This is a genomic window from Frigoribacterium sp. Leaf263, from assembly GCF_001422285.1.
Classification (GTDB): domain Bacteria; phylum Actinomycetota; class Actinomycetes; order Actinomycetales; family Microbacteriaceae; genus Frigoribacterium.
Genome location: NZ_LMMO01000003.1, coordinates 526,019 through 552,229, shown reverse-complemented (window position 1 = coordinate 552,229; position 26,211 = coordinate 526,019). Strand labels below are relative to the sequence as shown.

Below are 26,211 nucleotides of genomic sequence, written 5' to 3'. Positions count from 1 at the left end.
GAGCTGAGAACACATGGCACACAAAAAGGGCGCATCGTCCACCCGTAACGGCCGCGACTCCAACGCCCAGCGCCTCGGCGTGAAGCGCTTCGGCGGCCAGGTCGTCCTCGCCGGCGAGATCATAAAGGGCGCATCGTCCACCCGTAACGGCCGCGACTCCAACGCCCAGCGCCTCGGCGTGAAGCGCTTCGGCGGCCAGGTCGTCCTCGCCGGCGAGATCATCGTCCGCCAGCGCGGCACCCACTTCCACCCCGGCGCCAACGTCGGCCGCGGCGGCGACGACACCCTGTTCGCCCTCGCCCCCGGCTCGGTCGAGTTCGGCACCAAGGGCGGCCGCAAGGTCGTCAACATCGTCGCCGGCGCCACCGCGTAGGTCGGCACCAGCACGCGCCTCGGGGCGATCGGACCACGGTCCGGTCGCCCTGAGGCGTTCCTGTGCCGCAGCCGACCGCCTGTACCCCTCGCTCAGGAGGCGCGGTGCCGGACCGCGTAGACGGGACGGATGAAGGCACTCACTTTCCAGTCCGTCACGAACGTCTCCGTCGAAGACGTGCCCGACCCCTCGATCATCGAACCCACCGACGCCGTCATCCGCGTCACCTCGGCCGCCATCTGCGGCAGCGACCTCCACCTGTACGACGCACTCGGCGCGTTCCTCGACAAGGGCGACGTGCTCGGCCACGAGACGATGGGCGTCGTCACCCACGTCGGCTCCGACGTCAGCCGCATCAAGGTCGGCGACCGCGTCGTCGTCCCCTTCGTCATCGCCTGCGGTCACTGCTTCATGTGCGACCGCGGTCTGTTCTCCCAGTGCGAGACCACCCAGGTCACCGAGTTCGACTCCGGCGCGACCCTCTACGGGTTCAGCAAGCTCTACGGTCAGGTCCCCGGCGGACAGGCCGAGCAGCTGCGCATCGCCCGCGCCGACGCGAACCTCATCCGCGTCGGTGACGAGCTCCCCGACGAGCGCTATCTCTTCCTCAGCGACATCCTGCCGACGGCCTGGCAGGGCGTCGAGTACGCGCAGGTGCCCGACGGCGGCACGCTCGTCGTCCTGGGGCTCGGTCCGGTCGGGCAGTTCGCGGCCCGCATCGGCGTCCACAAGGGATACCGCGTCATCGGGATCGACCCCGTCGCCGAGCGTCGCGACATGGCGGCCCGGCACGGCGTCGAGGTCCTCGACCTGACGAAGGACGTCGCCGACGTCGTCAAGGGCATGACCGACGACCGCGGACCCGACTCCGTCGTGGACGCCGTGGGCATGGAGGCCCACGAGCACGCCGGCATCGGCCTCGTCCAGAAGTTCGCCGCCGCACTGCCCTCCCCCATCGGACAGGCCGTCATGCAGAAGGCGGGCATCGACAGCCTCGGCGCCATGCACCTCGCGTTCGAGATCGTCCGTCGAGGAGGCACCGTCTCGCTCAGCGGCGTCTACGGCGGGACCGCCGACCCGACGCCGTTCCTGACGCTCTTCGACAAGCAGATCACCATCAAGATGGGCCAGTGCAACGTCCAGCACTGGATCGACACGCTGATGCCGCTCGTCGAGGACCCGTCCGACCCCCTCGGCACCATGGACCTCGTGACCCACCCCGTGCCGCTCTCCGAGGCCGCCGCCATGTACGACGTCTTCAAGAACAAGGACGACGGCTGCATCAAGGTCGTCCTGAAGCCCTGATCCCGATCGGCCCTCCGGCCGCCCCCTCGACCCGCGCCTCCTCGGGTCGAGGGGGCGGCCACGTCCGGCACGCCCGGGAATCCGTCGAGTTCGCAGACCGTTAACCGAAACGCGTACCGTCGTTCATGACATCCGGAGCAATCCGATGATGGACTAGGCATCGAATCAACAACGCGGGTCTCCTCCCGGTCCCGCGTCGGCGACATCGAAGAGAGAACCATGGATCTCCGGACGGCCGAACACCCCAGGCCGAACCACTTCATCCTGCACCTCAGCGACACGCACCTCGTCGGAGGTGACGGCGCCCTCTACGGAGCGGTCGACAGCGCAGCCCGACTGCGGCAGATCGTCACCGAGATCGAGGCGTCGGGGAACCACCCGGAGGCCATCGTCTTCACCGGCGACCTCGCCGACAAGGGCGAACCGGACGCCTACCGCAAGCTCCGCGCCCTGGTCGAGCCCATGGCCGAGCGACTCGGAGCCCAGGTGATCTGGGCCATGGGAAACCACGACGAGCGCGGTGCGTTCCGGGAGCAGCTCTTCGGGCAGCTCCCGTCGCAGCGGCCGGTCGACCTCGTCTACGACGTCAACGGTCTGCGGATCATCACCCTCGACACGACCGTCCCCGGGCATCACCACGGCGAGCTCACGGGCGAACAGCTCGACTGGCTGGCCGAGGAGCTCAGCACCGATGCGCCCGACGGCACCATCATCGCCATGCACCACCCGCCTGTTCCGAGCGTGCAGGACCTCACCGCCCTCGTCGAGCTGCGCGACCAGGCCGCCTTGGCCGAGGTCGTCGAGGGCAGCGACGTGCGCTCGATCATCGCGGGGCACCTCCACTACTCGACGAACACCGTCTTCGCCGGCATCCCCGTCTCCGTGGCCTCGGCCACCTGCTACACGCAGGACCTCAACGCCGCAGGCGGAGGCACCCGGGGGCGCGACGGAGCGCAGTCGTTCAACCTCGTGCACGTCTACGACGGCGCGGTCGTGCACTCGGTCGTGCCGATCGGCACCTACGAGACGGTGGGCGAGCGGGTCCCGGCCGACGTGGTCGCCGAACGCCTCGCCCTGGCCGGCGTGCGGATCGCCCCGGCTGCGCCGCGACACCGCGCGACGGACACCGCTCCGGTGCCCCTTCCCGTGCAGCAGGACTTCGCGCTGACCGGGCCGATCGACACCCTCTGAGCCGTCGCCGCGCGGGGCTCTCCTCCGTGCGGCTCGGACGGGCTCGCCTCCGCGCGGCTCGGACGGGCTCGCCTCCGCGCGGCTCGGACGCCCCGGACGTCTTGCCGCACCCGTCAGCGTGCCCGACCCGTCCTCGTCGCTCCCGACCCATCCCCGTCGGCAACTCCTGCCCCCTGCGTCCTCCGCGCCGCCGGACCGGCTGCTGACGCCCCGCGCGCGCACAGAGCCGGAGTTGCCGACGGCGACGGCGACGGCACTCCCGAACCAGCCGGGCACCCGCGGTCCCGCCCGGTGGTGGGCAACTCCTGCTCCCTGCACCCCGACTCCGCCGTAAAGGCTGCTGACGCCCCGCGCGCGCACAGAGCCGGAGTTGCCGACGGCGACGGCACCCCGAACCAGCCGGGCGCCCGCCGTCCCGCCCTGACGGCAACTCCTGCCCACTGCACCCCCGACGCCGCCGCACCGGCTGCCGACACACCTCGCACGCACAGCACCGGAGTTGCCGACAGCGACGGCACCCCGAACCAGCCGGGCGCCCGCCGTCCCGCCCGGACGGCAACTCCTGCCCACTGCACCCCCGACGCCGCCGTACCGGCTGCCGTCGCCCCGCGCGCGCACAGAGCCGGAGTTGCCGACGGCGTGGCACAGAGTCAGGGGACGACCAGCCTCGACGCAACCTCGGCCATCGCGTCGGCAAGTCCTGATTCCGGTACGACGCGGGAGTCGTCGGTCCGCCTTTCCGGCCTCACGAGCGCAGGCGGCAGGAGTTAGCGACACTCGAAGACGAGGCGAAACCGCGCCGCGGGACGGGGCGGACCCGCGGTCGAGTCGAGCCTGAGGCGTCGGCGGCTGCCTCTCCGGGTCGGCACGAGGTTGCCGGCGCGGCGCGGCGCGGGTCGGGCCGGCCCTGGGCCGGCTCAGGACCGTCGGGCTGGAGCCGGCCGGCCCGAAGCGGCCGGCGCGAGGCAGCCAGCCCGCGGCGGCCGGCGAGAGCCCATGGGCCTCTTGCGCACGGCCGGCTGGTGGTCAGGCGGCGCGCGCCGGATCCGAGGCCATGGAGACGCGCATCCGCCGCAGGTACCCGTCGCGCAGCACATGACGCAGCCGAGCCGGCAGATGCGGCACGACGGCCGCAGCGATGGCCATGACCAGGTCGTAGCGCCGGGCCGCCCGGGCGTCCCACGGCAACTCGAACTGCCGACGCACCTCCGGCGGGAGGGACCCCGCGGTGACCAGGCGGGCGACGGGCATGACGGCGCGCAGCCACCACGGTGCCGCTGCCGGGTGCAGCAGCCGCTGCGCGACCGAGCGCGTCGCATCGTCGACGACGAGGGTGGCGAGCGAATGGTCCCAGTAGCGCCCGAAGGCCGCCCGGTCGGCGGGCCACAGCTCGCGGGGCATCTGCAGGGCCGTTCCGACCACGGCGTACTCCTGATAGAGGGCGTCGGCGACGGGGCCGGGAAGCGGGCCGTGGACGCGTTCGAACACGGTCATCGCCGAGTCGTACAACGTGGCTGCGACCCAGAGCTGCAGCTCGGGGTCGAAGGCGTCGTAGACGATGTCGGCGTCGGGCCCGGATCGCACCGGCCGATGCGCGCGCCCGACCTCGCGCCGGACGTGCGCACGCTCGGCGGGCGTCCCGAAGACGATCGCGTAGAGATACGTCATCGTGCCGTGCAATCTCGAGAGCGGTCGGTCGGCGAAGTCGCTGTGGTCCGCGACGCCGTGCCCCACGGCGGGGTGGGCCAGCTGCAGCAGGATCGCCCGGCCGCCTCCGGCGAGGAGCACCGACTCCCCCGCCATGTCGGAGATGCCCCGCACGTCGGAACCGCGCAGTGTCCACGGAAGCCTCATCCGGTCAGCCTACGGCCCGGCCTCGGTAGGGTTCCTCCATGTCGACGCCCGAATTCGTCCTGTCCCTCCGCGAGAAGATCGGCACCGAGCGCCTCTGGTTGAGCGGCGTCACCGCCGTCGTCGTGCGGGGCGACGATCTCCTCCTGGTGCGACGAGCGGACACGGGCGCCTGGACCCCGGTCACCGGCATCATCGACCCCGGCGAGCACCCCGCTGATGCCGCTGCCCGCGAGACCCTCGAGGAGGCCGGGGTCGTCGCCGTCGCCTCCCGACTCGCCGCTGTGGGTGTGACCGACGAGATCGTGTACGGCAACGGCGATCGTGCCCAGTACATCGATCACACGTTCGTCATGAGCTACCGCGCGGGCGACCCGCACCCGGCCGATGGCGAGAACACCGAGGCGCGCTGGTTCGCCCAGGACTCGCTGCCGCCGCTGGGCGACGAGATGCGGCGGCGGATCGACGCGGCTCTGTCCGACGAGTCGGCCGCCCGCTTCGGGACCGCCGCCGACTGACCGGAGCCGAGGAGGCGCGCGAGGGTCCGCCGACCCGCCGCCGTCTAGCCCTCGATGCTGCCCTGGGGCCCGCCGGCCCGGAGCGCCCGGCGGTCCTGCTCCGCGCTCTCGCGGGCGACCCGGTCCATCTCGGCCTGCTCCCAGGGTGCCGGGAACGGGTAGTAGCGCTCGAGGAAGTCGGTCACCGTGGCCGTGCGCTCGTCGTCGCTGACCTCGGGGAAGCTGCCGTCGTTGAGGCAGAAGAAGTCGTAGGAGCGCTTCTTCAACAGCTCGGAGAGCGAGGCGAGCCCCGACACCATCGTGGTGTCGACGTAGCTGACCCGCGCGTTCTCCTGCACGATCGCACGACCGGTCATGAGCGAGTAGTAGTGGTACAGCGAGTTCGTGACCGAGATGTTCTCCTTCGCCCGGAACGGGCTGGCGGCCGTGGCCGAGAACTCGTCGGCGAACTCGTGCTCGAGCTCGTACATGACGCTGCGCCGGAGCGGAGCCGCCGTGTGCTCGAGGTGCCGCGTCGTCACGCGTCCGAAGCGCTGCTGGAGCAGGCGCCGGTTGACCCGGGCGGCGTTCTCGAAGCCGCTGCGCTCCGGGTTGTTCAGACCGAGACCGATGCGGGTGTCCGCCTCGATGAACTTCGTGACGGAACCCGGTGAGAAGAACATCGACGGTGCGACGGGTCGGCCGAAGAACATGTCGTCGTTCGAGTACAGGAAGTGCTCGCTCAGCCCCTCGATGTGGTGCAGCTGGGATTCGACGGCCTGCGAGTTGTGGGTCGGCAGGTACGAGAGGTCGGAGAAGAACTCCTCGCTGCGCACCACGCGGACGCGGGGGTGGTCGCCGAGCCACTCGGGCACCGGCGAGTCGGTGGCGATGTAGATGTTCCGCACCCACGGCGCGAACATGTAGACCGATCGGAGCGCGTACTTCAGCTCGTCGATCTGACGGAACCTGGCGGCGGCGTCGTCGCCCTCGCCGACGACGTGGCGCTTGGCCTGTGCCGCCCGAGCACGCTGGTACTCGACCGAGTTGCCGTCGACCCACGAGAAGATGAGGTCGATGTCGAACGTGATGTCGGTCGCGTGATCGTCGAACATGTGCGCGAGGGTGGGCCACTCGAGACCGAAGCGCTCGACGGTGTCCTCGACGGCCTCGACCCGGGGCAGCGCCGTGCGCATGAGCGCGTTCTCGGTCGGAGCCAGGATCTCGTCGTCCGTGACGATCCAGAACTCGACCTGCACGGCCGTGCCGGCGCCGTACCGGAGTCGCCCGATGGGCTCGACCCGGGGCCGGTAGATCTTGAAGATGCGCTCGTTCTCGGCATCCAGGCCGCCCTCGACCACGAGGACCGCGCGTCCTTTGCCTGCTTTCGCGTAGAACGGCTCCGTCGCCGAGGCGGCGACCATGGCGGCCACGAAGGCCTCGCGGTGGACGATGTCGACGGCGATCACCGGACGGATGTCGTTCCCTCGGACGAGGAGGTACGGGATGTCCGACTCGTCGAGGACGCGGCGCAGGTAGAGCAGGTCCTCGATCATGGACTGCTGGGGCGTCAGATGCCCGTTCAGCAGGGTGAACTGCCCCTTGCGGAGCACGACGTCATCGCGATCGAGACCACCGGATCGGGTACGAGGGGTCAGCAGAGGGCTCTCCGTCGTACCGGTGATCTCGGTGACCATTCAGACTCAACCTTCCGTGCGGGCCTCGGGTAGGCCGCTTCACACTGGGGAACATTTGATTTTAGCGGTAGTGGCGTCTCTGCGCTGATCGCCGCCACCGAAGCGGGGAGGTCTCAGCGTCGACCGGCCCGCGAGGACGGCACGGAGGCCTCGTCCGTGGGCACCTTGACGAGGATCCCCACGGCGATGAAGACGGCAGCGGCCACGAACTGGAGTGCCGCCCAGGGCTGCCCCTCGATGGGGATGACCACGACGGGGTTCCAGATGACGGCGACGGCGGCGAGCAGCGGGGTCGCCCACCATGCCCGGCCGCGGACGGCGAACACGAGCATGATGAGCGCCAGGATCGACACGACGTACCGGAACCCGATGAACAGCCCCGAGTCGATGAGCACGACACCGACGATGAGAGCCACGGCCCCGAGGAGACCGGGGGCCAGAGCGGGACGGGTGTAGGCGGGGGCGGTGGGCGTTGGCACGTCTGGGAACCTCTCGATCGACCGCCGACGGCGGTACCGCCCGAGTTTATCGGCCCGCCGGCGCCGGCCTCAGTCGATGTCGTAGGGGACGTTGAGCACGCTGAGGGGACGGCTCATGGGCGGCTCGTCCCGGAGGCGCTCGAGGCCCGGACGCAGTTCGGTCAGCCAGGCCTCGTATCCCTCGGCACTGAGGCGACCCTGCTCGTCGACGAACTCGGGTCGGATGGCATCGCCCGACTCGTCGGCCAGGGCCGGCCAGAGGTCGAGGTACTGCGCGCGGACGGTCGACGAGAACTGGCGCAGGTGGCGGTTCGCATCGCGGATGCGCGGAGCGAGCTCCGCACCCCGGGGCAGGATGGACTGCAGCAGCAGACGGGTCCCCGGCAGCTCGCGGCGCATGGTCACGAGGAGGCTCTCGACCCCGCGCACGACCTGCTCGACCGACCGACGGCCCGTGAAGTCGTTCGTCCCGATGAGCAGCACGACCGAATCGGCACGAGCCGCCACCACGGCGTCCACGCGTTCGGCCAGCGTGGCCGTCGTGTCGCCGTCGACGCCCAGGTTGACGACGTCGTCTTCGGGGAACCAGGCGGCCCAGTCCCCGGCACGGGTCACGTCGTCGCCGACGAACACCACGGTCTCATTCTTCGACATGGTCGACCTCCTTCTTCACAGCGTTGTCGCACCATGCTGTCAGCACGCGCTGGGAACCGACAAGGAGGCGCGTCAGGGTCATGCCGCGTCCGTGGCGTCGGCCGGTGCTCCCGATGGTGCGACGACCCGGTGCGCCGCGTCCCGCTCGGCCGTCGCGGTGATGCGTTTGAGCATGCCGGAGAAGATCACCCCGTGGAACGGGAGGATGGCGAACCAGTAGAGACGGCCCCCGAGCCCCTGCGGGAAGAACACCGCGCGCTGTCGATAATGCGAGCCGCCGCCCTCGACGGGTGTGACGGTCATGTCGAGCCACGCGCCTCCCGGGACCTTCATCTCCGCTCGGAGACGCAGGAGGGTGCCGTGCTCGATCCTCTCGACGCGCCACCAGTCGAGGGCGTCGCCGACGCGGAGCGTCGTCTGGCTGCGCCGCCCACGACGCAGACCGACCCCGCCGACGAGGCGGTCCATCCATCCCCGGGCCGCCCAGGCCAGAGGGAACGAGTACCAGCCGTTCTCGCCGCCGATGCTCTCGACGACACGCCAGAGCTCCGCCGGCGGGGCGCTCGTCTCGGTCTCGCGATCGTCGGTGTAGACGGTGTGACCCGACCAGTCGGGATCGCTCGGCAGCAGGTCGCTCGGGGCACCGGAGACGCTGCTGTCCTGCCAGCTCGTCTCGACGTCGCCGTCCTTCTCCTTCTGGAGGGCCAGCCGGACGGCTGTCCGGTAGCGGAGCAGGCCGCTCGCCGGTGGAGCGATGTGCTGATCGATGTCGTGCTCGTGCACCACGCAGTCGTACTGCAGCGACGCGATGATCGGCACGGCGAGCGCCCGCGGCACGGGCGTCACGAGATTGACCCACTGCGAGGCGAGCCAGGGCGTGAACACGGGGAGCGACGCGATCGGCCGCTGCTTCAGCCCCGCCTCGAGCGCGTAGCCGTTCATCATCTGCCCGTACCGCAGGACATCCGGTCCCCCGATGTCGAAGGTCCGATTGACGTCGGCGGGCACGTCCGCCGCCCCGAGCAGGTAGTGCAGCACGTCGCGCACCGCGATCGGCTGGATCCGGTTGCGCACCCACTTCGGGGCCGGCATGTAGGGCAGGACGTCGGTCAGGTGACGGATCATCTCGAACGACGCGGACCCCGAGCCGATGACCACCCCGGCCTGCAGCGCCACGGTGGGGACCCCGCTGGCGAGGAGGATGTCACCGACGTCCTTGCGGGACTGCAGGTGCTTCGACAGCTCGCCGTCCGGATGCAGACCCCCCAGGTAGACGATGCGCCGGACACCGGCGGCCGACGCCGCGTCGGCGACCGTGTGGGCCGCTCGGGCCTCGGCATCGCCGAAGTCGCCCTTGCCGCCCATCGCGTGCGCCAGGTAGTAGACGACGTCGACACCCGCCATCGCGGGCCCGACGGTCTCGGGATCGGTCAGATCGCCGGGGAGCACCTCGACGTTCTGCGCCCAGGGGACGTCGACCAGCTTCTCGGGCGAGCGCACGAGGACCCGGACGTCGGCCCCCGCCTCGACCAGTCGGGGGGCGAGACGACCCCCGATGTAGCCGGTTGCGCCCGTCACGAGCACCCGCCTGCCGGACACGCCCCCCTCGATCGGGGTCGCGTCGCTGTCGAGCGGATTCTGGGGGTTCGAATTCTCGGGGGGCACGCGCCCACCGTACGCCGGACCCCCGACACCCAGCCGGTCTCGTCGGGACCCGCCCGGGCCGCGCCTGGCCGAACGTCAGGCGGGCGCGGGCACGCCGAGGATCTGCCGCGTCCGACGGACGTCGGCCGCGATGTGCTCGATGAGCGCCTCGAGCCCGTCGAAGCGCACGTTGCCCCGAACCCAGTCGATGAACTGCACCGTGACCTCGCGGCCGTAGAGGTCCATGGTCACGTCGAGCAGGTGCGCCTCGACCTGCTTCGCCGGGACCCCCTCGAACGTCGGGTTGTTCCCGACCGACACGGCTGCGGGGTAGCTGACGCCGTCGACGAGGACACGGGCGGCGTAGACGCCGTCGGCGGGCACGAAGCCCTCGCTGAAGGGCGCGAGATTCGCCGTGGGGAACCCCAGCTCGCGCCCGCGCTGCTCGCCCTTCACCACGATCCCCCTCACCGTGGGTTCCCGCCCGAGGAGGTCCGCGGCCTCGCCCACGCGGCCCGAGTCGAGCAGCTCGCGGATCCAGGTCGAGGAGGCGCGGCGCCCGCCGGCGGGACGGACGTCGTCGATGGACACCACTCGGAATCCGCGCGAGGCGCCCAGGTCGCGGAGAGTCGCCACCGACCCGCTCCCCCGGACGCCGAACCGGAAGTCATCCCCGACGAAGACCACCCGGGCATGCAACGCGCCTGCCAGGATGCGGTCGACGAACTGCTCGGGGGTGAGCGCGCGCAGTTCTTCGTCGAAGGGCAGCATCAACGTCGCGGCGACCCCCGCGGCCTCCAGCAGCTCGCGCTTCTGCCGGTTGCTCACCAGGGCCGTCGGAACCCGGTCGGGTCGCAGCACGGCGAGGGGGTGCCGGTCGAAGGTGACGACCGTGGCCGTCAGCCCCTCGGCGGCGGCGACCTCCTCCAGCAGGTCGATCACGGCGCGATGGCCCACGTGGACGCCGTCGAACTTGCCGATCGTGACCGCGCTGGGGCCGAACCCGGCCGGGACGTCCGCCACCGATTCGTAGAACTCCATCAGCGCGCGATGTCGTCGGAACGCGGACGCGTCCGTGCCAGCCACACCATCCCGAGCACGGGCAGGATGAGCGGGATGAAGCCGTAGCCCCGGCCGAAGAACGACCACACGGTGTCGTCGGGGAACAGCTGGGGGTCGAGGGTCGTGAGCAGGCCGACGATCAGCACACCGGCCAGCTCGAACGAGATCGTGGCCCAGGCGACCGCGTACGAGGCCTGACCCCGCTTGATGAGCGAGACCGTGGCGACGATGTAGACCACGGCCGCGAGGGCGCTCAGCGTGTAAGCCAGCGGAGCCTCGGTGAACTGCTCGAGGATCTGGAAGACCGATCGACCGGTGGCGGCGAGAGCGAGCACGGCGTAGACGGCGATGAGGACGCGACCGACCCCGACCGCACGCGTTGACTTCTGAGTGTCCATCACGACCAAGGATATGACGCGGGGGCGCCGGTCGACGACCGTGCGGGGAGGCGGTGGGTCATGCGGTCTGCACCGTCCAGATCTGCAGCATCCGGTAGACCATGACCGCGACGGCGAAGACCGCGGCCGAGAGCACCACGTTGCTCCAGCGGGACCTGTCGACCAGCGCCCAGACGACCGCGAGCGGCGGCAGCAGGATGGCGGAGATCAGGTAGATGTAGAACTCGACGACGTTGCCGGTCGGATCGTTGCCCGCGAAGGGCGCGACGATCGCCACGACGAGCTGCACGAGGAGCAGGACCAGCACGACGGCGGCGGCCCCGACGGTGACGTCGTTGGGCAGCCTGCCGGCCAGCCCCGCCACGAGGCACACGATGCCGGCGAGGCAGGCGACGACGACCTGCAGCCAGGTGAACCACTCGATCACGAGACGACCTCGTCGGTCGGGAAGTTCACGATGGGCTTGGCCCGACCGCCGCGGACCGACACCAGCCCGGCGAGAGCGCCGGCGGGAGTGAGCGCCGCGAGGGGACCCTCGGTGTCGGCGCGCTCCACCGCGACGCGCTTGCCGTGTCCGAGGTCGACGGTCTCGCCCGCCGTCATCCGCCAGACCGGGAACAGCGTCTCGGCCACGGCGGCCGGGGGGATGAGCGCCGGGGCGACGTCGATGCCCTCGAGGACGGAGGCGCTCCTCACGTCGAACGGCCCGACCCGGGTGCGCCGGAGGGCCGTCAGGTGCCCGCCGACCCCCAACGCCGCGCCGAGGTCGCGAGCCAGGGCTCTGACGTACGTCCCCGAGGTGCACGAGACGCGCACGTCGAGGTCGCGGACGAGGAGCCCGTCGACGACGCTCTCGCGGCGGTCGAGCACGGCGAACTCCGTGATCGTGACGTCGCGGGCCGTCAGTTCGACCTCGACGCCCTCACGGGCGAGATCGTAGGCCCGTCGTCCGCCCACCTTGATGGCGCTGACGGTGGTCGGCACCTGGCTGATCGGACCGGTGAGCGCGGCGACGCCCGCATCGACTGCGGCGTCGTCGACGTCCGCCGCCGACACCCGCTCTATGACGTCGCCGTCGCTGTCGTCGGACGTGGTCGAGACCCCGAGCCGGATCGTCGCGTCGTAGCCCTTGTCGAGCCCCACGAGGAAGGTCAGGAGGCGCGTGGACGAGTTCAGACCGAGCACGAGGAGACCGGTGGCCAGGGGGTCGAGGGTGCCGGCGTGGCCGACCTTGCGCGTCCCCGCCGCACGGCGGACCCGGGCGACCGCATCGTGGCTGGTGATGCCCTGCGGCTTATCGACGAGGAGGATGCCGCTGTTCACCAGACGACGTTATCGCAGGTGAGCGGGCCCGGGAGCCGCGCGGCCCTCAGCACGCGTCGTCGAATCGCCGGCGCGGGTGCTCGGGGTCCGAGCCGTCGATGACGGCCGACGCCGTCGCCCGGGCGGCGGGGCGGTCGTCGTCGGCCGACACCCACACGCGGTAATGCCAGATGCCCGCGAGCCCGTCACGGCTCAGATCCGACCCGTCGACGAGGAGGACGGCGTCGGCCGGACCCGTCACCCAGCTCGACTCGACGGGGCGGTCGGCCTCGGCGTCGTAGGCCGCCTCGACCCATCCCGTGCTGCCCCCGAGGCGGAAGGGCTCGATGAGGACTCGGCGGAACACGCTCTCGTCCAGCTCGGGCGCGGCGTCGCGCCCCGCACCCTCCGGGCGGCGGGAGAACGCCGACACCGACGCGCGGAACGCGGTCAGGCCGGACTCGCGCAGGGCGTCCGCCAGGTCGTCCGCCAGGCCGGCGGTCACCACGGAGCCGCTGGGAGGACCGTCGACCGCGATGATGACGCGGCCGCGGCCGTAGTTGTGCCCGATCTCGTTCGCCAGTTCGCGGAGCGTGTCCCTCTTGGCCGGAGCCCATCTCGTCGTCATGCCCCCACGCTACGCCGCACCCCCGACAGCGCTCCCGGCGGCGGCGCGCAGGCTGCGGCAGCCCCGAGGCCCCTAGGCTCGGCGGGTGAGCATCTCCCCCGCCGTCAGCGACTGGTTCACCGTCAACAGGCGCGATCTGCCGTGGCGCCGGCCGGGGTTCCCGGCCTGGGGCACGCTGGTCAGCGAGGTCATGCTGCAGCAGACGCCCGTGGTGCGCGTGGTCCCGCGTCTCGAACGATGGCTCGACCGCTGGCCCCGGCCGGCGGACCTCGCGGCCTCCCCCGCGTCGGAGGCGGTGCGGGCCTGGGATCGCCTCGGCTACCCCCGTCGGGCGCTGGCGCTTCACGCGGCGGCCGTGGCGATCACCGAGCGCCACGGCGGCGTCGTCCCCGAGGACGTCCCGTCGCTGCTCGCCCTGCCGGGCGTCGGCGACTACACGGCGCGGGCGGTCGCCGTGTTCGCGTACGGCCACCGGCACCCCGTCGTCGATACGAACGTCCGACGAGTCCTCGCCCGAGCGGTCGAGGGACTCGCCGAACCCTGGGCGCCCAAGGCCTCCCGGGACCTGCCGCTGATGGAGAGCCAGCTTCCCGACGACGCCGAGGAGGCGCGGGTCGCCAGCGCAGGAGTCATGGAGCTCGGGGCACTCGTCTGCACCGCCCGCTCCCCCTCGTGCGACGCGTGCCCTCTGCTCGCACAGTGCGCCTGGGTGGCAGCGGGCCGTCCGGCCCATGTCGGCCCGCGCCTCCCTGGTCAGGCGCGCTTCGCCGGATCCGATCGGCAGGTCAGGGGGCTCATCATGGCCGAGCTGCGCGCGAGCGACGTACCCGTGACGAAGAAGGAGATCGACGCCGTCTGGCCGGAGCCGCTCCAGCGCGACAGAGCCCTCGCCGGGCTCCTCCGCGACGGTCTCGCCGCGGGTTCGCCCGACGAGGGCTACCGCCTTCCCGACTAGCGGGTCGAGCCGTCCGGCTCCGCGAGGTCGTCGCCCGAACTCGCCGCGTCGACCGCAGGGTGCTCGTCGCGGGGGTCGTCCCCGTCCAGATCGTCATCGTCCAGATCGTCGGCGTCGAGATCACGGGGCTTGACGTACGGGTCCGCCTCGCCGGCGAACTCGGCGGACGAGGCCATCGTCTGGCTCTCGTGATCGCGCTGTCGCGCCTCCTGCAGGAGTCGGTCGATCGAGGCGGCGTTCTCGGGCAGGGCGTCGAGGATGAACTCGAGACTCGGGGTCAGCCGGGCGGTGATGTTCTTGCCGACCTCGCTGCGGAGCATGCCGGTCGCGGACTTGAGGGCCGCGCCGGTGTCGCGGCGCTCCTCGTCCGTGCCGTAGACCGTGTAGAAGATCGAGGCGTGCTGGAGGTCACCGGTCACCTTGACGTCGGTGATCGTGACGAATCCGAGACGGGGGTCTCTGATGCCGCGTTCGAGACGCCGGGCGACGATCTCCTGGATGCGGTCCGCCATCTTGCGGGCGCGTTGCGCGTCAACCATTGTTCGCTCCTTCGTGCTGTTCGCCGGGGTGGCGAGAGGGGTGAGGCCCCGCCCCGACCGTAGTCGGAGCGGGGCCTCGTGTACTGCGACGACGCGGGATCAGACCCGCGGCTTCTCGACCATCTCGATGGTCTCGATCTCGTCGCCGATCTGGATGTCGTTGAACTTTCCGAGACCGATACCGGCCTCGAAGTCCGTCCGCACCTCGGTGACGTCGTCCTTGAAGCGGCGGAGCGAGTCGATCGCCAGGTTGTCGCCGACGACGACGCCCTCGCGGATGACCCGGGCCCGGGCGTTCCTCGTGATCGTTCCGGAGCGGACGATGACACCGGCGATGTTGCCGACCTTCGACGAGCGGAAGATCTCGCGGATCTCGGCGACACCGGACTGCTTCTCTTCGAACTCAGGCTTGAGCATGCCCTTCAGCGAGTTCTCGATGTCCTCGAGAGCCGCGTAGATGACCGAGTAGAAGCGGACGTCGACGCCTTCGCGAGCGGCGCGCTCACGGGCCTTCGTGTCAGGACGGACGTTGAACCCGATGATGACGGCGTTGTCCACCGTCGCCAGGTTCACGTCGCTCTCGGTCACCGCACCCACACCGCGGTGGATGATGCGCAGCTGCACGCTGTCGTCCACCTCGATCTTCAGCAGCGACTCCTCGAGCGCCTCGACGGCACCCGACACGTCACCCTTGATGATGATGTTGAGCGCTTCGACCTTGCCCTCTTCGAGTGCACGGGTGAAGTCCTCGAGCGAGATGCGCTTGCGGGCCTTGGCCAGCGACGCATTGCGCTCGACGGCCTCGCGCTTCTCGGCGATCTGGCGGGCCGTGCGGTCCTCCTCGGTGACGAGGAAGGTGTCGCCGGCTCGCGGGACGCTCGACAGACCCTGGACCAGCACGGGGCGGCTGGGGTAGGCCTCGAGCACGGCCTCGCCGTTCTCGTCCATCATCGCTCGGACGCGGCCGTAGGCCGTCCCGGCGACGATGGCGTCTCCGACGCGGAGGGTTCCCGACTGGATGAGCACCGTCGCGACGGCACCGCGTCCCTTGTCGAGACGAGCCTCGATCGCGACGCCTCGGGCGTCCTTGTCGGGGTTCGCCCGCAGGTCGAGACCGGCGTCCGCCGTGAGGAGGACCGCCTCGAGCAGCGCGTCGATGTTCTTGTTGTCGCGCGCCGACACGTCGACGAACATGACGTCTCCGCCGTACTCCTCGGCGACGAGGCCGTATTCGGTGAGCTGCTGGCGCACCTTCGCCGGGTTCGCACCCTCTTTGTCGATCTTGTTGACCGCGACCACGATCGGCACGCCGGCCGCCTGGGCGTGGTTCAGCGCCTCGACCGTCTGCGGCATGATGCCGTCGTCGGCCGCGACGACGAGGATCGCGATGTCGGTCACCTGCGCACCACGGGCACGCATGGCGGTGAACGCCTCGTGACCGGGTGTGTCGATGAAGGTGATGGCGCGCTCGACGCCCTCGTGCGGCGCCCATACCTGGTACGCACCGATGTGCTGCGTGATCCCGCCCGCCTCGCCGGCGACGACGTTGGCGTTGCGGATCGCGTCGAGGAGTCGCGTCTTACCGTGATCGACGTGTCCCATGACCGTGACGACCGGGGGACGGATCTGCAGGACGGACTCGTCCTCGTCCTCGAGCTCCTGCTCGAGGTCGATGTCGAAGCCCTCGAGGAGCTCCTTGTCTTCGTCCTCCGGGGAGACGACCTGGATGTTGTAGCCCAGCTCCTCGCCGAGGACCTGGAAGGTCGCCTCGTCGAGCGACTCGGTCGCCGTCGCCATCTCACCGAGGTGGAAGAGGACGGTCACCAGGTTGCCGGGGCTGGCGTCGATCTTGTCGGCGAAGTCGCTGATCGAGGCACCGCGGCGGAGACGGACGATCGTGCTGCCGTCGCCGCGGGGGACGCTGACGCCACCCAGCGACGGAGCCGACCGCATCTCGAACTCGGCCCTCTTCGTCCGCTTCGACTTGCGGGCCTTGCTCTTGCCGCCACCGCGACCGAAGGCACCGGCCGTGCCGCCGCCGGGGCCACGACCGCGACCGCCACCGCCACCGGCGGGACGGGGCGGGCCGAAGCCGGGGCGGAATCCGCCGGCAGCACCGGGGGCGCCGCCGCCGGGACGCTGGAACCCGCCGCCGGCGCCGCCGGGACGGGCACCCGCGCCGGCGGGACGCTGGCCGAAGCCGTTGGGACGGGGGCTGGCGCCGACACCGGGGCGCGGGGCGCCGGGGCGGGGTGCGCCGGGACGGGGAGCCATGGGGCGGGGGCCCGCTGCTCCACCGGGACGCGGCATGCTGCTGGCCGCACCGGATCCGCCGGGACGCGGAGCACTGGGTCGCCCCATGCCCTGGTTGCTGGCGAAGGGGTTGTTGCCGGGGCGGGGAGCACCGGGGCGCGGGCCGCCGGGCTTCGGACCCGCGGCACCGGGGGTGGCGGCGTCGGCGGCCGGAGCAGTGGTGTCGTCCTTCGCCGCAGCGGCGGCGGCGCGCTGCGCCTCGGCCTGGGCCTGACGCTCGGCGACCGTCAGGGGCGCCACGGGGGCGGGAGCGGCCTCGGCGTCGGGCTCGCTCGCCACGACGGGCGCGGACTCCGGCTCGGCGACGGGGGGCTTGGGCGCGGCCGGGCGGGGTCCGCCGGGCTTGGGCGCCGATGAGGCCGGCGTCTTGGGGGCGGCGGCCGGAGCGGCCGGAGCGGCCGCGGGCTTCGCGGCGCCGGCGAAGGCCTGGCGCAGCTTGCGAGCCACAGGGGGCTCGACGCTGGAGGACGGTCCCTTGACGAACTCGCCCATCTCCTTCAATTTCTCGAGTGCGGTCTTGCTGTCGATCCCCAGCTCGCTGGCGATCTCGTGTACGCGTGGTTTAGCCACAGTTCTCCTGTCTCGGGCCCTTCCCGAGACGGGAGGGGCCTTCAGTTCTGGACGGGTCTCATTTCGAGCCGCTCATTAGTTGTCCATGTGCCGTTCAGCCTGTTCTGTCGTGGCTACTGGTCGTGCAGGGGTGATCCGCATGAAATAGGCGCGGAGCTCGTCGACGTCGGGTTCTGAGTCGAGGCGGAGCGCACGGCGGAAGGCCCTGCGCTTCGCTGCCGACTCGAACGCGTCGATCGACGGCGTCAACCACGCACCCCGCCCGGGAAGCGTCGCGGTCTGGTCGACCACGAGATGTCCGTTTCGGGCGACGACCCTCACGAGTGAGGATCGCGGAGCGCGCGCTCGAGTACCGATGCACGTTCTGACGGGTTCCACCTTACCCCCTCGGGTCGTCGGACGGGAGACGCTCGGGGCGAACGGCGTGGTGCGCCGATCGACCCCGGGCGACTCGGGTTCGGAGAGGCCGGCTCAGTCGTCCTCGAGGATCGAGTCGGGCTGGATGTCGATGCGCGCGCCCGTCAGCTTGGCGGCGAGGCGGGCGTTCTGGCCCTCCTTGCCGATGGCGAGCGACAGCTGGTAATCGGGCACGAGGGCGCGGACGGCCTTGGTCGCCTTGTCGATGACGAAGGCGGACGACACCTTGGCGGGCGACAGCGCGCTCGCGACGAAGACGGGCAGATCGCTCGAGTAGTCGACGATGTCGATCTTCTCGTCGTTCAGCTCGGTCTGCACGGCGCGGACCCTCGCGCCCATCTCGCCGATGCAGGCGCCCTTGGCGTTGACGCCGGCCTCGGTGGCGCGGACGGCGATCTTGGTGCGGTGCCCCGCCTCGCGGGCCAGGGAGACGATCTCGACGACGCCGCTGGCGATCTCGGGCACCTCGAGGGAGAACAGCTTGCGGACGAGCGACGGGTGCGTGCGCGAGACCGTGATCTGCGGCCCCTTCGTCCCCTTGCTGACGCCGGTCACGTACACGCGGATGCGCGAACCGTGCACGTACTTCTCGCCGGGCACCTGCTCCTCCGGGGGGAGGATCGCCTCGACCGTCCCGAGGTCGACATGGACCATGCGGGGGTTCGGACCCTGCTGGATGACGCCGGCGACGATGTCGCCCTCGCGCCCCTTGAACTGCCCGAGGACCTTGTCGTCGCCGATGTCGCGCAGACGCTGGTTGATCACCTGCTTCGCGGCGAAGGCGGCGATGCGACCGAAGTCGCTGGGGCTGTCGACGGACTCGCCGACGACCTCGCCCTCCTCGTCGCGCTCGATGGCGAAGACCGACACGTGACCGGTCTTGCGGTCCAGCTCGACGCGGGCGGCCGGCACACGGCTCTCCGGCTGGTTCGTGTGCTTGAGGTAAGCCGTGAGGATGGCCTGCTCGATGATGCCGACGAGTTCGTCGAAGGGAATTTCACGCTCGCGCTCCATGAGGCGCAGCACACTCAGGTCGATGTCCACTGAGGGCCTCCACTATTCAGATCTGCAGGCTGCACGCGCGGTGGCGCGCACAGCATCCCCCTACGGTACCCGAGTGGCGGACCGCCGCGACACCGGGACGTCCGACGACCCGCGCCTCCTGGGCCGGGACCGAGGAGGCGCGGGTCGTCGGTCGATCAGACGGTGCGGGGAGCCGAGAGGGTCGCCACGGCCTCGGCCACGGGCACGGGGGTCCGCTCGCCCGTCCGGCGGTCCCAGAGCTCGACGACGCCCTCGCCGGCCGACCGGCCGACGACGACGATCTGCGGCACCCCGAGGAGCTCCGCGTCACCGAACTTGACCCCGGGCGAGACCTTGGGCCGGTCGTCGTAGAGGACGTCGAGACGGTTCGCCTCGAGCTCGGCGGTCAGCCGCTCCGCGACCTCGAAGACGACGGGGTCCTTGCCGGTGGCGACGACGTGCACGTCGAAGGGGGCGACGTTCGCGGGCCAGACGAGGCCCTTCTCGTCGTTGTTCGACTCGGCGATGACCGCGAGGATGCGCGTCACGCCGATGCCGTACGAGCCCATGGTGACCGTGGCCTGCTTGCCGTTCTCGTCGAGCACCTTGAGGCCGAGCGCCTCGGCGTACTTCCGACCGAGCTGGAAGACGTGGCCGATCTCCATGCCCCGGGCCGTCTCGATCGGCCCCGAGCCGTCGGGCGCGGGGTCGCCCTCGCGGACCTGAGCGGCCTCGATGACGGCGTCGGGGACGAAGTCGCGGCCGGCGACGAGACCCGCGACGTGCACTCTTTGTCGGTTCGCGCCCGTGACCCAGGCCGACCCGTCGACGACACGGGGGTCGACGACGTAGCGGATGCCGGAGTCGGACTCGAGCCCGAGGACCTGCGGACCGAGGTAGCCCTTGACGAGCACGGGGTGCTTGGCGAAGTCGGCCTCGCCGGCCGCCTCGACCTCGGCGGGGGCGAAGGCGACCTCGAGGCGCTTCATGTCGACGTCGCGGTCGCCGGGCAGACCGACCACGACCAGCTCGCGAGAGCCGTCGAGGTGGCTGAGAGCGACGACGACGTTCTTCAGGGTGTCGGCCGCCGTCCACTCGCGGCCGTCGGGGCGTGCGTTGTGCGCGTTGAGCTGCGCGACCAGCGTGTCGATCGTGGGGGTGTCGGCGGGCTCGAGCTCGAGCGCCTCCGGGAGACCGTCGAGGGGCACGGCGCCCGGCACGACGGTCGTGAACGCCTCGACGTTGGCGGCGTACCCGCCGGCGGAGCGGACGAAGGTGTCCTCGCCGACGGCCGTCGGGTGCAGGAACTCCTCGCTGCGGGAGCCGCCCATCGCGCCGGCGTCGGCCTTGACGATCACGTACTCGAGGCCGAGACGCGTGAAGATGCGCTCGTAGGCGTCGCGCTGCGCCTGATAGCTGGCGTCGAGACCGGCGTCGGACACGTCGAACGAGTAGGCGTCCTTCATGGTGAACTCGCGGCCGCGCAGGAGTCCGGCACGCGGACGCGCCTCGTCGCGGTATTTGTCCTGGATCTGGAAGAGCGTCAGGGGGAGGTCCTTGTACGACGAGTAGAGGTCCTTCACGAGCAGCGTGAAGGCCTCTTCGTGGGTGGGCGCGAGCAGGTAGTCGCCGCCCTTGCGGTCCTTCAGACGGAAGAGAGCGTCGCCGTACTCGACCCAGCGACCCGTGACCTCGTAGGGCTCCCGGGGCAGCAGAGCGGGGAAGTGGACCTCCTGGGCCCCCGCCGCCTGCATCTCGTCGCGGATGACGGCCTCGATCTTCGCCTTGACCCGGAGGCCGAGAGGCAGCCAGGCGAATACTCCCGGCGCCTGGCGACGGATGTACCCCGCGCGGACGAGGAGCCGATGGCTGGTCACCTCCGCATCGGAGGGATCTTCACGGAGGGTTCGGACGAAGAGCTGGGACAGACGTGTGGACACGGCCCTAGCTTAGGGCCGACGCCCGTTCGCTCCCGTGGCACGGAGCAGCCGGGCGCCACCCGACCTCACCAGGGACGGCCGTCGTACTCCTGCGGATTCTCGTCGTAGTAGCGCTCGCGGTCGGCGTCCTGCTGCTGCTCGCGCCGGCTCTGCTCGCCCTGGTCGCGCAGCCGGTCGAGCGGGTCGCCCGACCCGCCGCCGCCCTCGCCCTGGTCGTCGCCACCGGCGCCGGGCTCGCCCTCGTCGCCGGGCTGCTGATCGCCGCCCTCCTGCTCGCGCTGCGCCTCCTCCTCCTTGTCGCCGAGACGACCGTCGGCCTCCTCGAGGGGTTCGGACGTGTCGGGCGCCGCCGCGTCCTCCGGCGGCAGGAAGCATCCCTCGGGCGCCTCCGCGATGGCCTCCCGCCCCTCGCCGAAGAGTTCCTCGGCGTCGTCGAAGCGCTGCTCGAGAAGGGCGGCGTCACCCTGCGCCTCGATCGTCAGCACGAGGTTCGTGCGGATGACGCACGAGATGGTCGGGTCGTCGGGGGCCAGACGCAGGGCCGTGCCGAACTCCTGCCGGGCCACGTCGAGGACCCCGATCCGGGCGTAGCCCGCCCCGCGATCGAAGTGATGCACCCAGGGTTCGACGACGTTGGCCAGCCCGAGCGGCTCACTGAACGAGGTGCTCCGCTCGTAGGCCCCCTCGTCGTAGGCCCATCGGGTGAGACCCGCCAGGACGGGCAGGCTCAGCAGCTTGACCGCCACGAGCAGCGCCACGACGACGACCGGCAGCGACCACAGCACGAGGCGTCGTCGGAGGCGACGACGGTACGCGTCGACCGCCGTCTCGTCCACAGGCGAGGTGCCGCCCCACCGGTCGACGGGCGGGGGGCCGGTCACGGCCGTCACGACCGTGCCCGATCCGCCGAGCGCGGAGCCGAGGAGGCGCGGGACGATCCGTCGCCCCGGGCCGGCCGGATCTCCCCGAGCGCCCGCAGCACGAGCAGGACGTCGAGGAGCACCAGGACGACGAGGGGCACCGCGGCGAGCCAGTAGAGCTCGGTGACGCTCTCCGCGCGCGCGTCGGTCGAGACCACGCGGCCGTCGCGAGCATCGGCCACCGCGGCGTCGACCGGGGTGTCGGCCTCGCGGTGTACGTAGGGAACGCCGAGCTGGTCCGCGATCGTCCGGAGCGCCTCCTCGTCGATGCGGGACACCGCCTCGGGCGAACCGGCCCGGGTGCGGTCGACGATGTACTCGTCGGTCGAGTAGTCGTCGCCGTAGCCGTCGAAGACCTTCATGCGGCCGCCCTCGGCGGTGCCGTAGCCCAGCACCGCTCCCCCGTCGACGTCATCCGCCGCGGCGGCGAAGGACCCGGGGTCCTCGTCGGCCGTCTGCTCGCCGTCGCCCAGGTAGTAGACGACGTTCGCCCGTCCGGGGTCGGTCTCGCGCGCTTCGGACAACCGCTCGGCGAGGAGGTCGTTCGCCTCGCTGATGGAGCTGCCCGACGAGTAGTAGGTGATCTCGCGGTTCATCACCCGGGCGGCGGTGAGGAGCGCCGACGCGTCGTCCGTCAGCGGCGTCCGCAGCACGGCCGAGCTGTCGAAGGAGATGAGCGAGAAGCGGGCGCCCGCCAGCTGCTCCGTCACGGAGGCCACGTCGGCACGCACGCCGTCCAGACGAGGGGCGCCGTCCCCCCAGTCCTCCGCCGCGATGCTCGAGGTCGTGTCGACGACGAAGAAGACGTTGAGATCCGCCGCCGACGCGGGCGACGAGCCGCCGGGCACCCCGGGGCGTGCGGCGATGACGAGCAGCAGCACGACCACGGCCGTCCGCCGCGCCCACGCCGCCCTGAGGCGGGGACTCCGGCGCTCGGCCACGAGCCGCCAGACCGCGAAACCGCCGAGCACGGCCGCGGCGACGATCAGCACGCCGACGGGCAGCACGGGATCGAACACGACCGGGGTCACAGTCGCACCCGCCAGAGGAGCACGAGCGCGGCGGCGGCGGCGAGCAGCCCGGCGATCGCGAGACCCCTCGGGTCATCGGTCACCACGAGCCGGCGGGCCCCGGTGAACAGGCCCGCCTCTCTCGCGTCGATCCGCTCGATGATCCCGGCCACGCTCGTCGCGTCGTCGAGCGCGTAGTAGGCCCCACCCGTCGACTCGACGGTCGTCCGGAGCTCCGCGGCGACCTCGTCGGCGACGGCGTCGGTCGAGTAGTCGGCCGGGTTGACCGCGTAGACGCGGACGCCGCGCTCGGTCGCGAGCTCGCCGGCCTCGGGCAGCGTGACCAGCGCCTCGCCGTTGACGTAGTTGTCGGTGGCCAGCACGATCGAGCGCGGTCTCGTGCTCTCGCCGTCGCCGTCGCCGTCGCCGTCGCCGTCGAAGCCGAGCAGGCAGGAGGCGAGGCCGTCGCCGATCAGGCTCGCCCCGCTGCCGAGGTCGGTTCCCGACCAGTACCGCGTGCCTTCGTCGCCGGCGCTGTCGAACGACTGCCGGTAGAGCTCGAGCTGGGTGCGGACGAAGTCGTAGTCGTCGGTCAGCGGGAACGCCGTCACCGTCGAGCTGTCGAAGAGCGACAGACCGATCCGCTCTCCGTCGAGACCCTCCGCGAGTCGACCGAACGTCTCGACGATCTGCGAGTCGACCTCGGTCATCGACCCCGAGACGTCGAGGCAGAGCATGATGTCGCGCTTGAACGACGGCGGCTCGACCACATCGACGCTCGACACCCGCGAGGCCAGCAGGCCCGCGACTCCCCCGAGCCCGATCAGGCCGACGAGGGCCGCGACGAGCACGAGACGGTAACGGGAGACCAGGCGTCGGTAGACGGGGAGGCGCGTGAGACGTTCACCGTGCGCCACGGGTGTGCCGAGACGCCGCCGTCGATCGCGGTCACGGCGCCGACGGCGGACCTCGAACAGGGTCACCCCGAGACAGACGAGCGCCAGCAGGAGCGGCATCCACCAGAAGATCAGGCCCATGAGCGCACGACCTCCCGAGCGGTCTCGAGAGCCTGCGCGGGCTCGCCCGGCCGCAGCCGTTCGAACGCCGGCGGGTAGAACTGCGCGACCGCCCCCGTGAGTCGCGGCAGGTCCGCCTCGCGGAGATCGGCGAGGGTCATGACGTGCGTGTCGACCCCGTCGGTCTCGTGCACGAAGAACCGCAGCAGCAGACTGAGCCGTGAATGGACCGCACGGTCGTCGAGGACCCCCTCCTCGGACGCCGACGCGATCTCGTCGATGAGAGCGAGGTAGCGGCTGCGGAGCGAGGCGAGATCGGCCGGTGGCTCCCGACGGAGGGCGAGCCGCGCCTCCGGAGGCAGCCGACGCGCGGTGAATCGCGCCACGAAGACGAACCAGCCCGCCACGAGGAGCAGGAGGACGAGACCGAGCGCCGTCCACAGCACCCAGCCCGGGTACTGATAGGGGCCGAAGAACCCGTTATCGGCGAGCACGGCGGTGCTTCTCGATCAGGGCGAACAGCGCCGGCACGACGGCGGCACGACTGCCCACGCGTTCGCTGCTGATGCCCAGCGACCGCAACCCGCGCACCGTCCGGTCGTGCAGCGACTCGTCCGCGCGATCGAACTCGCGCCGGAGCTCGCGGTTCTCGCGCAGATACGCGGGCAGCCCCGCCATCTCATGGACGTCGTACACGTCGGTCGCCCGGCTCCCGCGGGTCATGAGATCCGCGTCGCCGACGGTCAGCCAGACGATCTCGTGCTGGGCCCGCAGCCGACGGAGCAGCCGGGTGAGGCGGTCGTCGAGAGCGACGTCGTCGGTGACGACCAGCAGCAGGGAGCGACGCCGCACCCCGCGAGCGACCCAGTCGAGCAGGCCCACGAGGTCGCTGCGCGCCGAATCGAGCGAGACCCGGGCGTCGATCCGCCTCAGGAGCATCTCGAGATGCGCCTCCGTGCCGCCGGACGGGAGTGCGACGGCCCCGGATTCGTCGCCCATGACGAGCGAGACCGTGTCGCCGTGCGTGGCCGCGATGTATCCGAGCGCCCCGGCAGCCATCACCGCGATGTCCTTCTTCGTCTCGCCCCCGGCCGCGGTCGCCGCCATGTTGCGACCCGTGTCGACGACGAGGACGAGATGCTGGCGCCGGCTCGCGATGTAGCGCTTGACCAGAGGCTCCCCGTGCCGCGCCGTCGCCTTCCAGTCGATGTCCTTGACGTCGTCGCCCGCCACGTACGCCCGCAGATCGTCGAAGTCGTGGCTGCGACCGTGGTGCACCGACGCGTATCCGCCCTCGAGCAGATCGAGGGTGCGCCGATGAGCGAGCAACGACATCGTGGTCCGAACACGGAGGAGCAGGCCGGGCACGGTGGTCAGGGCGTCTGCACGGCGCCGAAGACGGCGTCGATGATGGTCTCGGGGGCTACCTCGTCGGCCGTGGCCTCGTAGCCGAGGATGATGCGGTGCCGGAGCACGCCGTGACGCAGGTGCTTGACGTCCTCCGGGATGACGTAGTCGCGCCCGTGCAGAAGAGCGAGCGCCCTGGCCGCCTGCGTGAAGGCGATGCTGCCTCGCGGGCTGGCGCCGAACCGGACGTAGTCGGCCAGGGAACCGGGCAGGTACTGCTGCGGGTGGCGGGTCACGTAGACCAGCTGGACGATGTAGTTGACGATCGACGGATCGACGTAGACGCGCTTCGCGAGACCCTGGAGGAACAGGACGTCGTCGAGCGAGACCCCTGTGCGGGGCTCCGGCGCCCCGTCGTCGTAGACGCCGGACTCGATGCGTCGGATGATCTCGGCCTCGTCGGCGGGTGACGGGTAGTCGAGGACCTCTTTCAGCAGGAACCGGTCGAGCTGCGCCTCGGGAAGCTGGTACGTGCCCTCCTGCTCGATGGGGTTCTGCGTCGCGAGGACCAGGAACGGGTGCGGCAACCGGTGCACGACGCCGCCGATGCTCGTCTGACGTTCCTGCATCGCCTCCAGCATGGCGCTCTGGGTCTTGGCGCTCGATCTGTTGATCTCGTCGAGCAGGACGAAGTTCGAGTGGACCGGCCCGAGACGCGTGACGAAGGTCGACTGCCGGGCGTCGTAGATCTGCGTGCCGGTGATGTCGCTCGGCAGCAGGTCGGGGGTGCACTGGATGCGCGTGAACGACGCCTCGACGGACTGGGCGAGGGTCTGGGCGGCCGTCGTCTTGGCGAGACCCGGGACGCTCTCGAGCAGCACGTGGCCCCCGGTGACCAGAGCGATGAGCAGGGTGTCCCGGAGCGAGGTCTGCCCGACGACCTTGCGCGAGAACGCCTGCGACACGGCGATGACGACCTCGCGCGCCCGGTCGAGCTCGCCCGGGGTGATCGGGCCGCGGGCGGGAGCAGCAGGCGGGGGCGTCGTCGTGTCCGTCACGCGCCCACTGTAAACCAGGCGG

At 71.2% G+C, this 26,211-nt stretch carries 26 protein-coding genes; 5 read left to right on the top strand and 21 right to left on the bottom strand.

Annotated elements, in window-relative coordinates; all coding sequences use genetic code 11:
- Positions 1-13 precede the first annotated feature (13 nt).
- The 3 genes from rpmA to ASF17_RS06585 all read left to right on the top strand — a co-directional run bounded on the left by rpmA (position 14) and on the right by ASF17_RS06585 (position 2,869).
- Positions 14-373, top strand: a complete 360-nt coding sequence (gene rpmA, locus ASF17_RS06595) for a 50S ribosomal protein L27 (RefSeq protein WP_082475119.1) — start codon at positions 14-16, stop codon at positions 371-373.
- 129 nt (positions 374-502) lie between these two features.
- Positions 503-1,678 (top strand): alcohol dehydrogenase catalytic domain-containing protein, encoded by a 1,176-nt coding sequence (locus ASF17_RS06590; RefSeq protein ID WP_055796865.1) that lies wholly within the window; start codon positions 503-505, stop codon positions 1,676-1,678.
- A 219-nt stretch (positions 1,679-1,897) separates the two neighbouring features.
- Positions 1,898-2,869 carry a phosphodiesterase gene (locus tag ASF17_RS06585; RefSeq protein WP_082475118.1) on the top strand — a complete coding sequence of 324 codons (972 nt, stop codon included), beginning with the start codon at positions 1,898-1,900 and terminating at the stop codon, positions 2,867-2,869.
- Between the two features lie 1,026 nt (positions 2,870-3,895).
- Here the strand turns inward: ASF17_RS06585 and ASF17_RS06580 are convergent.
- Positions 3,896-4,723: an oxygenase MpaB family protein gene (locus ASF17_RS06580; RefSeq protein WP_055796862.1), complete on the bottom strand. Its 828-nt coding sequence runs from the start codon at positions 4,721-4,723 to the stop codon at positions 3,896-3,898.
- A gap of 38 nt (positions 4,724-4,761) precedes the next feature.
- Here ASF17_RS06580 and ASF17_RS06575 point away from each other — a divergent pair, with 38 nt between their 5' ends.
- The gene (locus ASF17_RS06575) at positions 4,762-5,238 is read left to right on the top strand and encodes an NUDIX hydrolase (protein WP_055796859.1); all 477 of its coding nucleotides are present in this window, start codon (positions 4,762-4,764) and stop codon (positions 5,236-5,238) included.
- Between the two features lie 44 nt (positions 5,239-5,282).
- On the opposite strand, the gene ASF17_RS06570 is transcribed toward ASF17_RS06575, so the two are convergent.
- From ASF17_RS06570 to ASF17_RS06530, 9 genes are all read right to left on the bottom strand, one after another.
- The gene (locus tag ASF17_RS06570) at positions 5,283-6,914 is read right to left on the bottom strand and encodes a stealth conserved region 3 domain-containing protein (protein ID WP_082475117.1); all 1,632 of its coding nucleotides are present in this window, start codon (positions 6,912-6,914) and stop codon (positions 5,283-5,285) included.
- 113 nt (positions 6,915-7,027) lie between these two features.
- A complete protein-coding gene (locus ASF17_RS06565; RefSeq protein ID WP_055796856.1) occupies positions 7,028-7,393 on the bottom strand; it encodes a DUF6804 family protein in 366 nt (121 codons plus the stop codon).
- Positions 7,394-7,462: 69 nt separating this feature from the next.
- Positions 7,463-8,047 (bottom strand): GDSL-type esterase/lipase family protein, encoded by a 585-nt coding sequence (locus ASF17_RS06560; RefSeq protein ID WP_055796854.1) that lies wholly within the window; start codon positions 8,045-8,047, stop codon positions 7,463-7,465.
- A gap of 78 nt (positions 8,048-8,125) precedes the next feature.
- The gene (locus ASF17_RS06555) at positions 8,126-9,646 is read right to left on the bottom strand and encodes an SDR family oxidoreductase (RefSeq protein ID WP_055798367.1); all 1,521 of its coding nucleotides are present in this window, start codon (positions 9,644-9,646) and stop codon (positions 8,126-8,128) included.
- A 141-nt stretch (positions 9,647-9,787) separates the two neighbouring features.
- Complete coding sequence (locus ASF17_RS06550; RefSeq protein WP_055796851.1) at positions 9,788-10,732, bottom strand: bifunctional riboflavin kinase/FAD synthetase; 945 nt, start codon at positions 10,730-10,732, stop codon at positions 9,788-9,790.
- Positions 10,732-11,151 (bottom strand): hypothetical protein, encoded by a 420-nt coding sequence (locus tag ASF17_RS06545; RefSeq protein ID WP_055796848.1) that lies wholly within the window; start codon positions 11,149-11,151, stop codon positions 10,732-10,734. Before ASF17_RS06545 ends, ASF17_RS06550 begins: the two co-directional genes overlap by 1 nt.
- Positions 11,152-11,209: 58 nt before the next feature.
- Positions 11,210-11,578, bottom strand: coding sequence for a hypothetical protein (locus ASF17_RS06540; RefSeq protein WP_055796845.1), 369 nt, complete (start codon positions 11,576-11,578; stop codon positions 11,210-11,212).
- Positions 11,575-12,477 carry a tRNA pseudouridine(55) synthase TruB gene (truB, locus tag ASF17_RS06535; RefSeq protein ID WP_055796841.1) on the bottom strand — a complete coding sequence of 301 codons (903 nt, stop codon included), beginning with the start codon at positions 12,475-12,477 and terminating at the stop codon, positions 11,575-11,577. Before truB ends, ASF17_RS06540 begins: the two co-directional genes overlap by 4 nt.
- Before the next feature lie 43 nt (positions 12,478-12,520).
- Positions 12,521-13,081 carry a hypothetical protein gene (locus ASF17_RS06530; protein WP_055796838.1) on the bottom strand — a complete coding sequence of 187 codons (561 nt, stop codon included), beginning with the start codon at positions 13,079-13,081 and terminating at the stop codon, positions 12,521-12,523.
- 85 nt (positions 13,082-13,166) lie between these two features.
- Between ASF17_RS06530 and ASF17_RS06525 the strand changes: the two genes are divergently transcribed.
- On the top strand, positions 13,167-14,036 hold the full coding sequence (locus ASF17_RS06525; RefSeq protein ID WP_055796835.1) for an A/G-specific adenine glycosylase: 870 nt from the start codon (positions 13,167-13,169) through the stop codon (positions 14,034-14,036).
- Here ASF17_RS06525 and rbfA read toward each other — a convergent pair.
- The 11 genes from rbfA to ASF17_RS06470 form a co-directional block, all read right to left on the bottom strand.
- Positions 14,033-14,575, bottom strand: coding sequence for a 30S ribosome-binding factor RbfA (rbfA, locus tag ASF17_RS06520; RefSeq protein ID WP_055796831.1), 543 nt, complete (start codon positions 14,573-14,575; stop codon positions 14,033-14,035). The genes ASF17_RS06525 and rbfA overlap by 4 nt on opposite strands.
- A 99-nt stretch (positions 14,576-14,674) precedes the next feature.
- Positions 14,675-17,458: a translation initiation factor IF-2 gene (gene infB / locus ASF17_RS06515; RefSeq protein WP_055796828.1), complete on the bottom strand. Its 2,784-nt coding sequence runs from the start codon at positions 17,456-17,458 to the stop codon at positions 14,675-14,677.
- A 75-nt stretch (positions 17,459-17,533) separates the two neighbouring features.
- On the bottom strand, positions 17,534-17,836 hold the full coding sequence (locus tag ASF17_RS06510) for a YlxR family protein (RefSeq protein ID WP_082475116.1): 303 nt from the start codon (positions 17,834-17,836) through the stop codon (positions 17,534-17,536).
- A 93-nt stretch (positions 17,837-17,929) separates the two neighbouring features.
- Positions 17,930-18,919, bottom strand: coding sequence for a transcription termination factor NusA (gene nusA / locus ASF17_RS06505; protein WP_055796824.1), 990 nt, complete (start codon positions 18,917-18,919; stop codon positions 17,930-17,932).
- A gap of 155 nt (positions 18,920-19,074) precedes the next feature.
- The gene (locus ASF17_RS06500) at positions 19,075-20,838 is read right to left on the bottom strand and encodes a proline--tRNA ligase (protein ID WP_200913445.1); all 1,764 of its coding nucleotides are present in this window, start codon (positions 20,836-20,838) and stop codon (positions 19,075-19,077) included.
- 65 nt (positions 20,839-20,903) lie between these two features.
- On the bottom strand, positions 20,904-21,719 hold the full coding sequence (locus ASF17_RS06495) for a hypothetical protein (RefSeq protein ID WP_156357327.1): 816 nt from the start codon (positions 21,717-21,719) through the stop codon (positions 20,904-20,906).
- A gap of 5 nt (positions 21,720-21,724) precedes the next feature.
- A complete protein-coding gene (locus ASF17_RS06490; RefSeq protein ID WP_055796817.1) occupies positions 21,725-22,789 on the bottom strand; it encodes a vWA domain-containing protein in 1,065 nt (354 codons plus the stop codon).
- Positions 22,786-23,805 (bottom strand): vWA domain-containing protein, encoded by a 1,020-nt coding sequence (locus ASF17_RS06485; protein ID WP_055796814.1) that lies wholly within the window; start codon positions 23,803-23,805, stop codon positions 22,786-22,788. The genes ASF17_RS06490 and ASF17_RS06485 overlap by 4 nt, the downstream gene beginning before the upstream one ends.
- Positions 23,796-24,278: a hypothetical protein gene (locus tag ASF17_RS06480; RefSeq protein WP_055796811.1), complete on the bottom strand. Its 483-nt coding sequence runs from the start codon at positions 24,276-24,278 to the stop codon at positions 23,796-23,798. The genes ASF17_RS06485 and ASF17_RS06480 overlap by 10 nt, the downstream gene beginning before the upstream one ends.
- Positions 24,265-25,119, bottom strand: coding sequence for a DUF58 domain-containing protein (locus ASF17_RS06475; protein ID WP_055796808.1), 855 nt, complete (start codon positions 25,117-25,119; stop codon positions 24,265-24,267). Before ASF17_RS06475 ends, ASF17_RS06480 begins: the two co-directional genes overlap by 14 nt.
- Before the next feature lie 38 nt (positions 25,120-25,157).
- Positions 25,158-26,189: an AAA family ATPase gene (locus tag ASF17_RS06470; RefSeq protein ID WP_055796804.1), complete on the bottom strand. Its 1,032-nt coding sequence runs from the start codon at positions 26,187-26,189 to the stop codon at positions 25,158-25,160.
- Between the last annotated feature and the right edge of the window lie 22 nt (positions 26,190-26,211).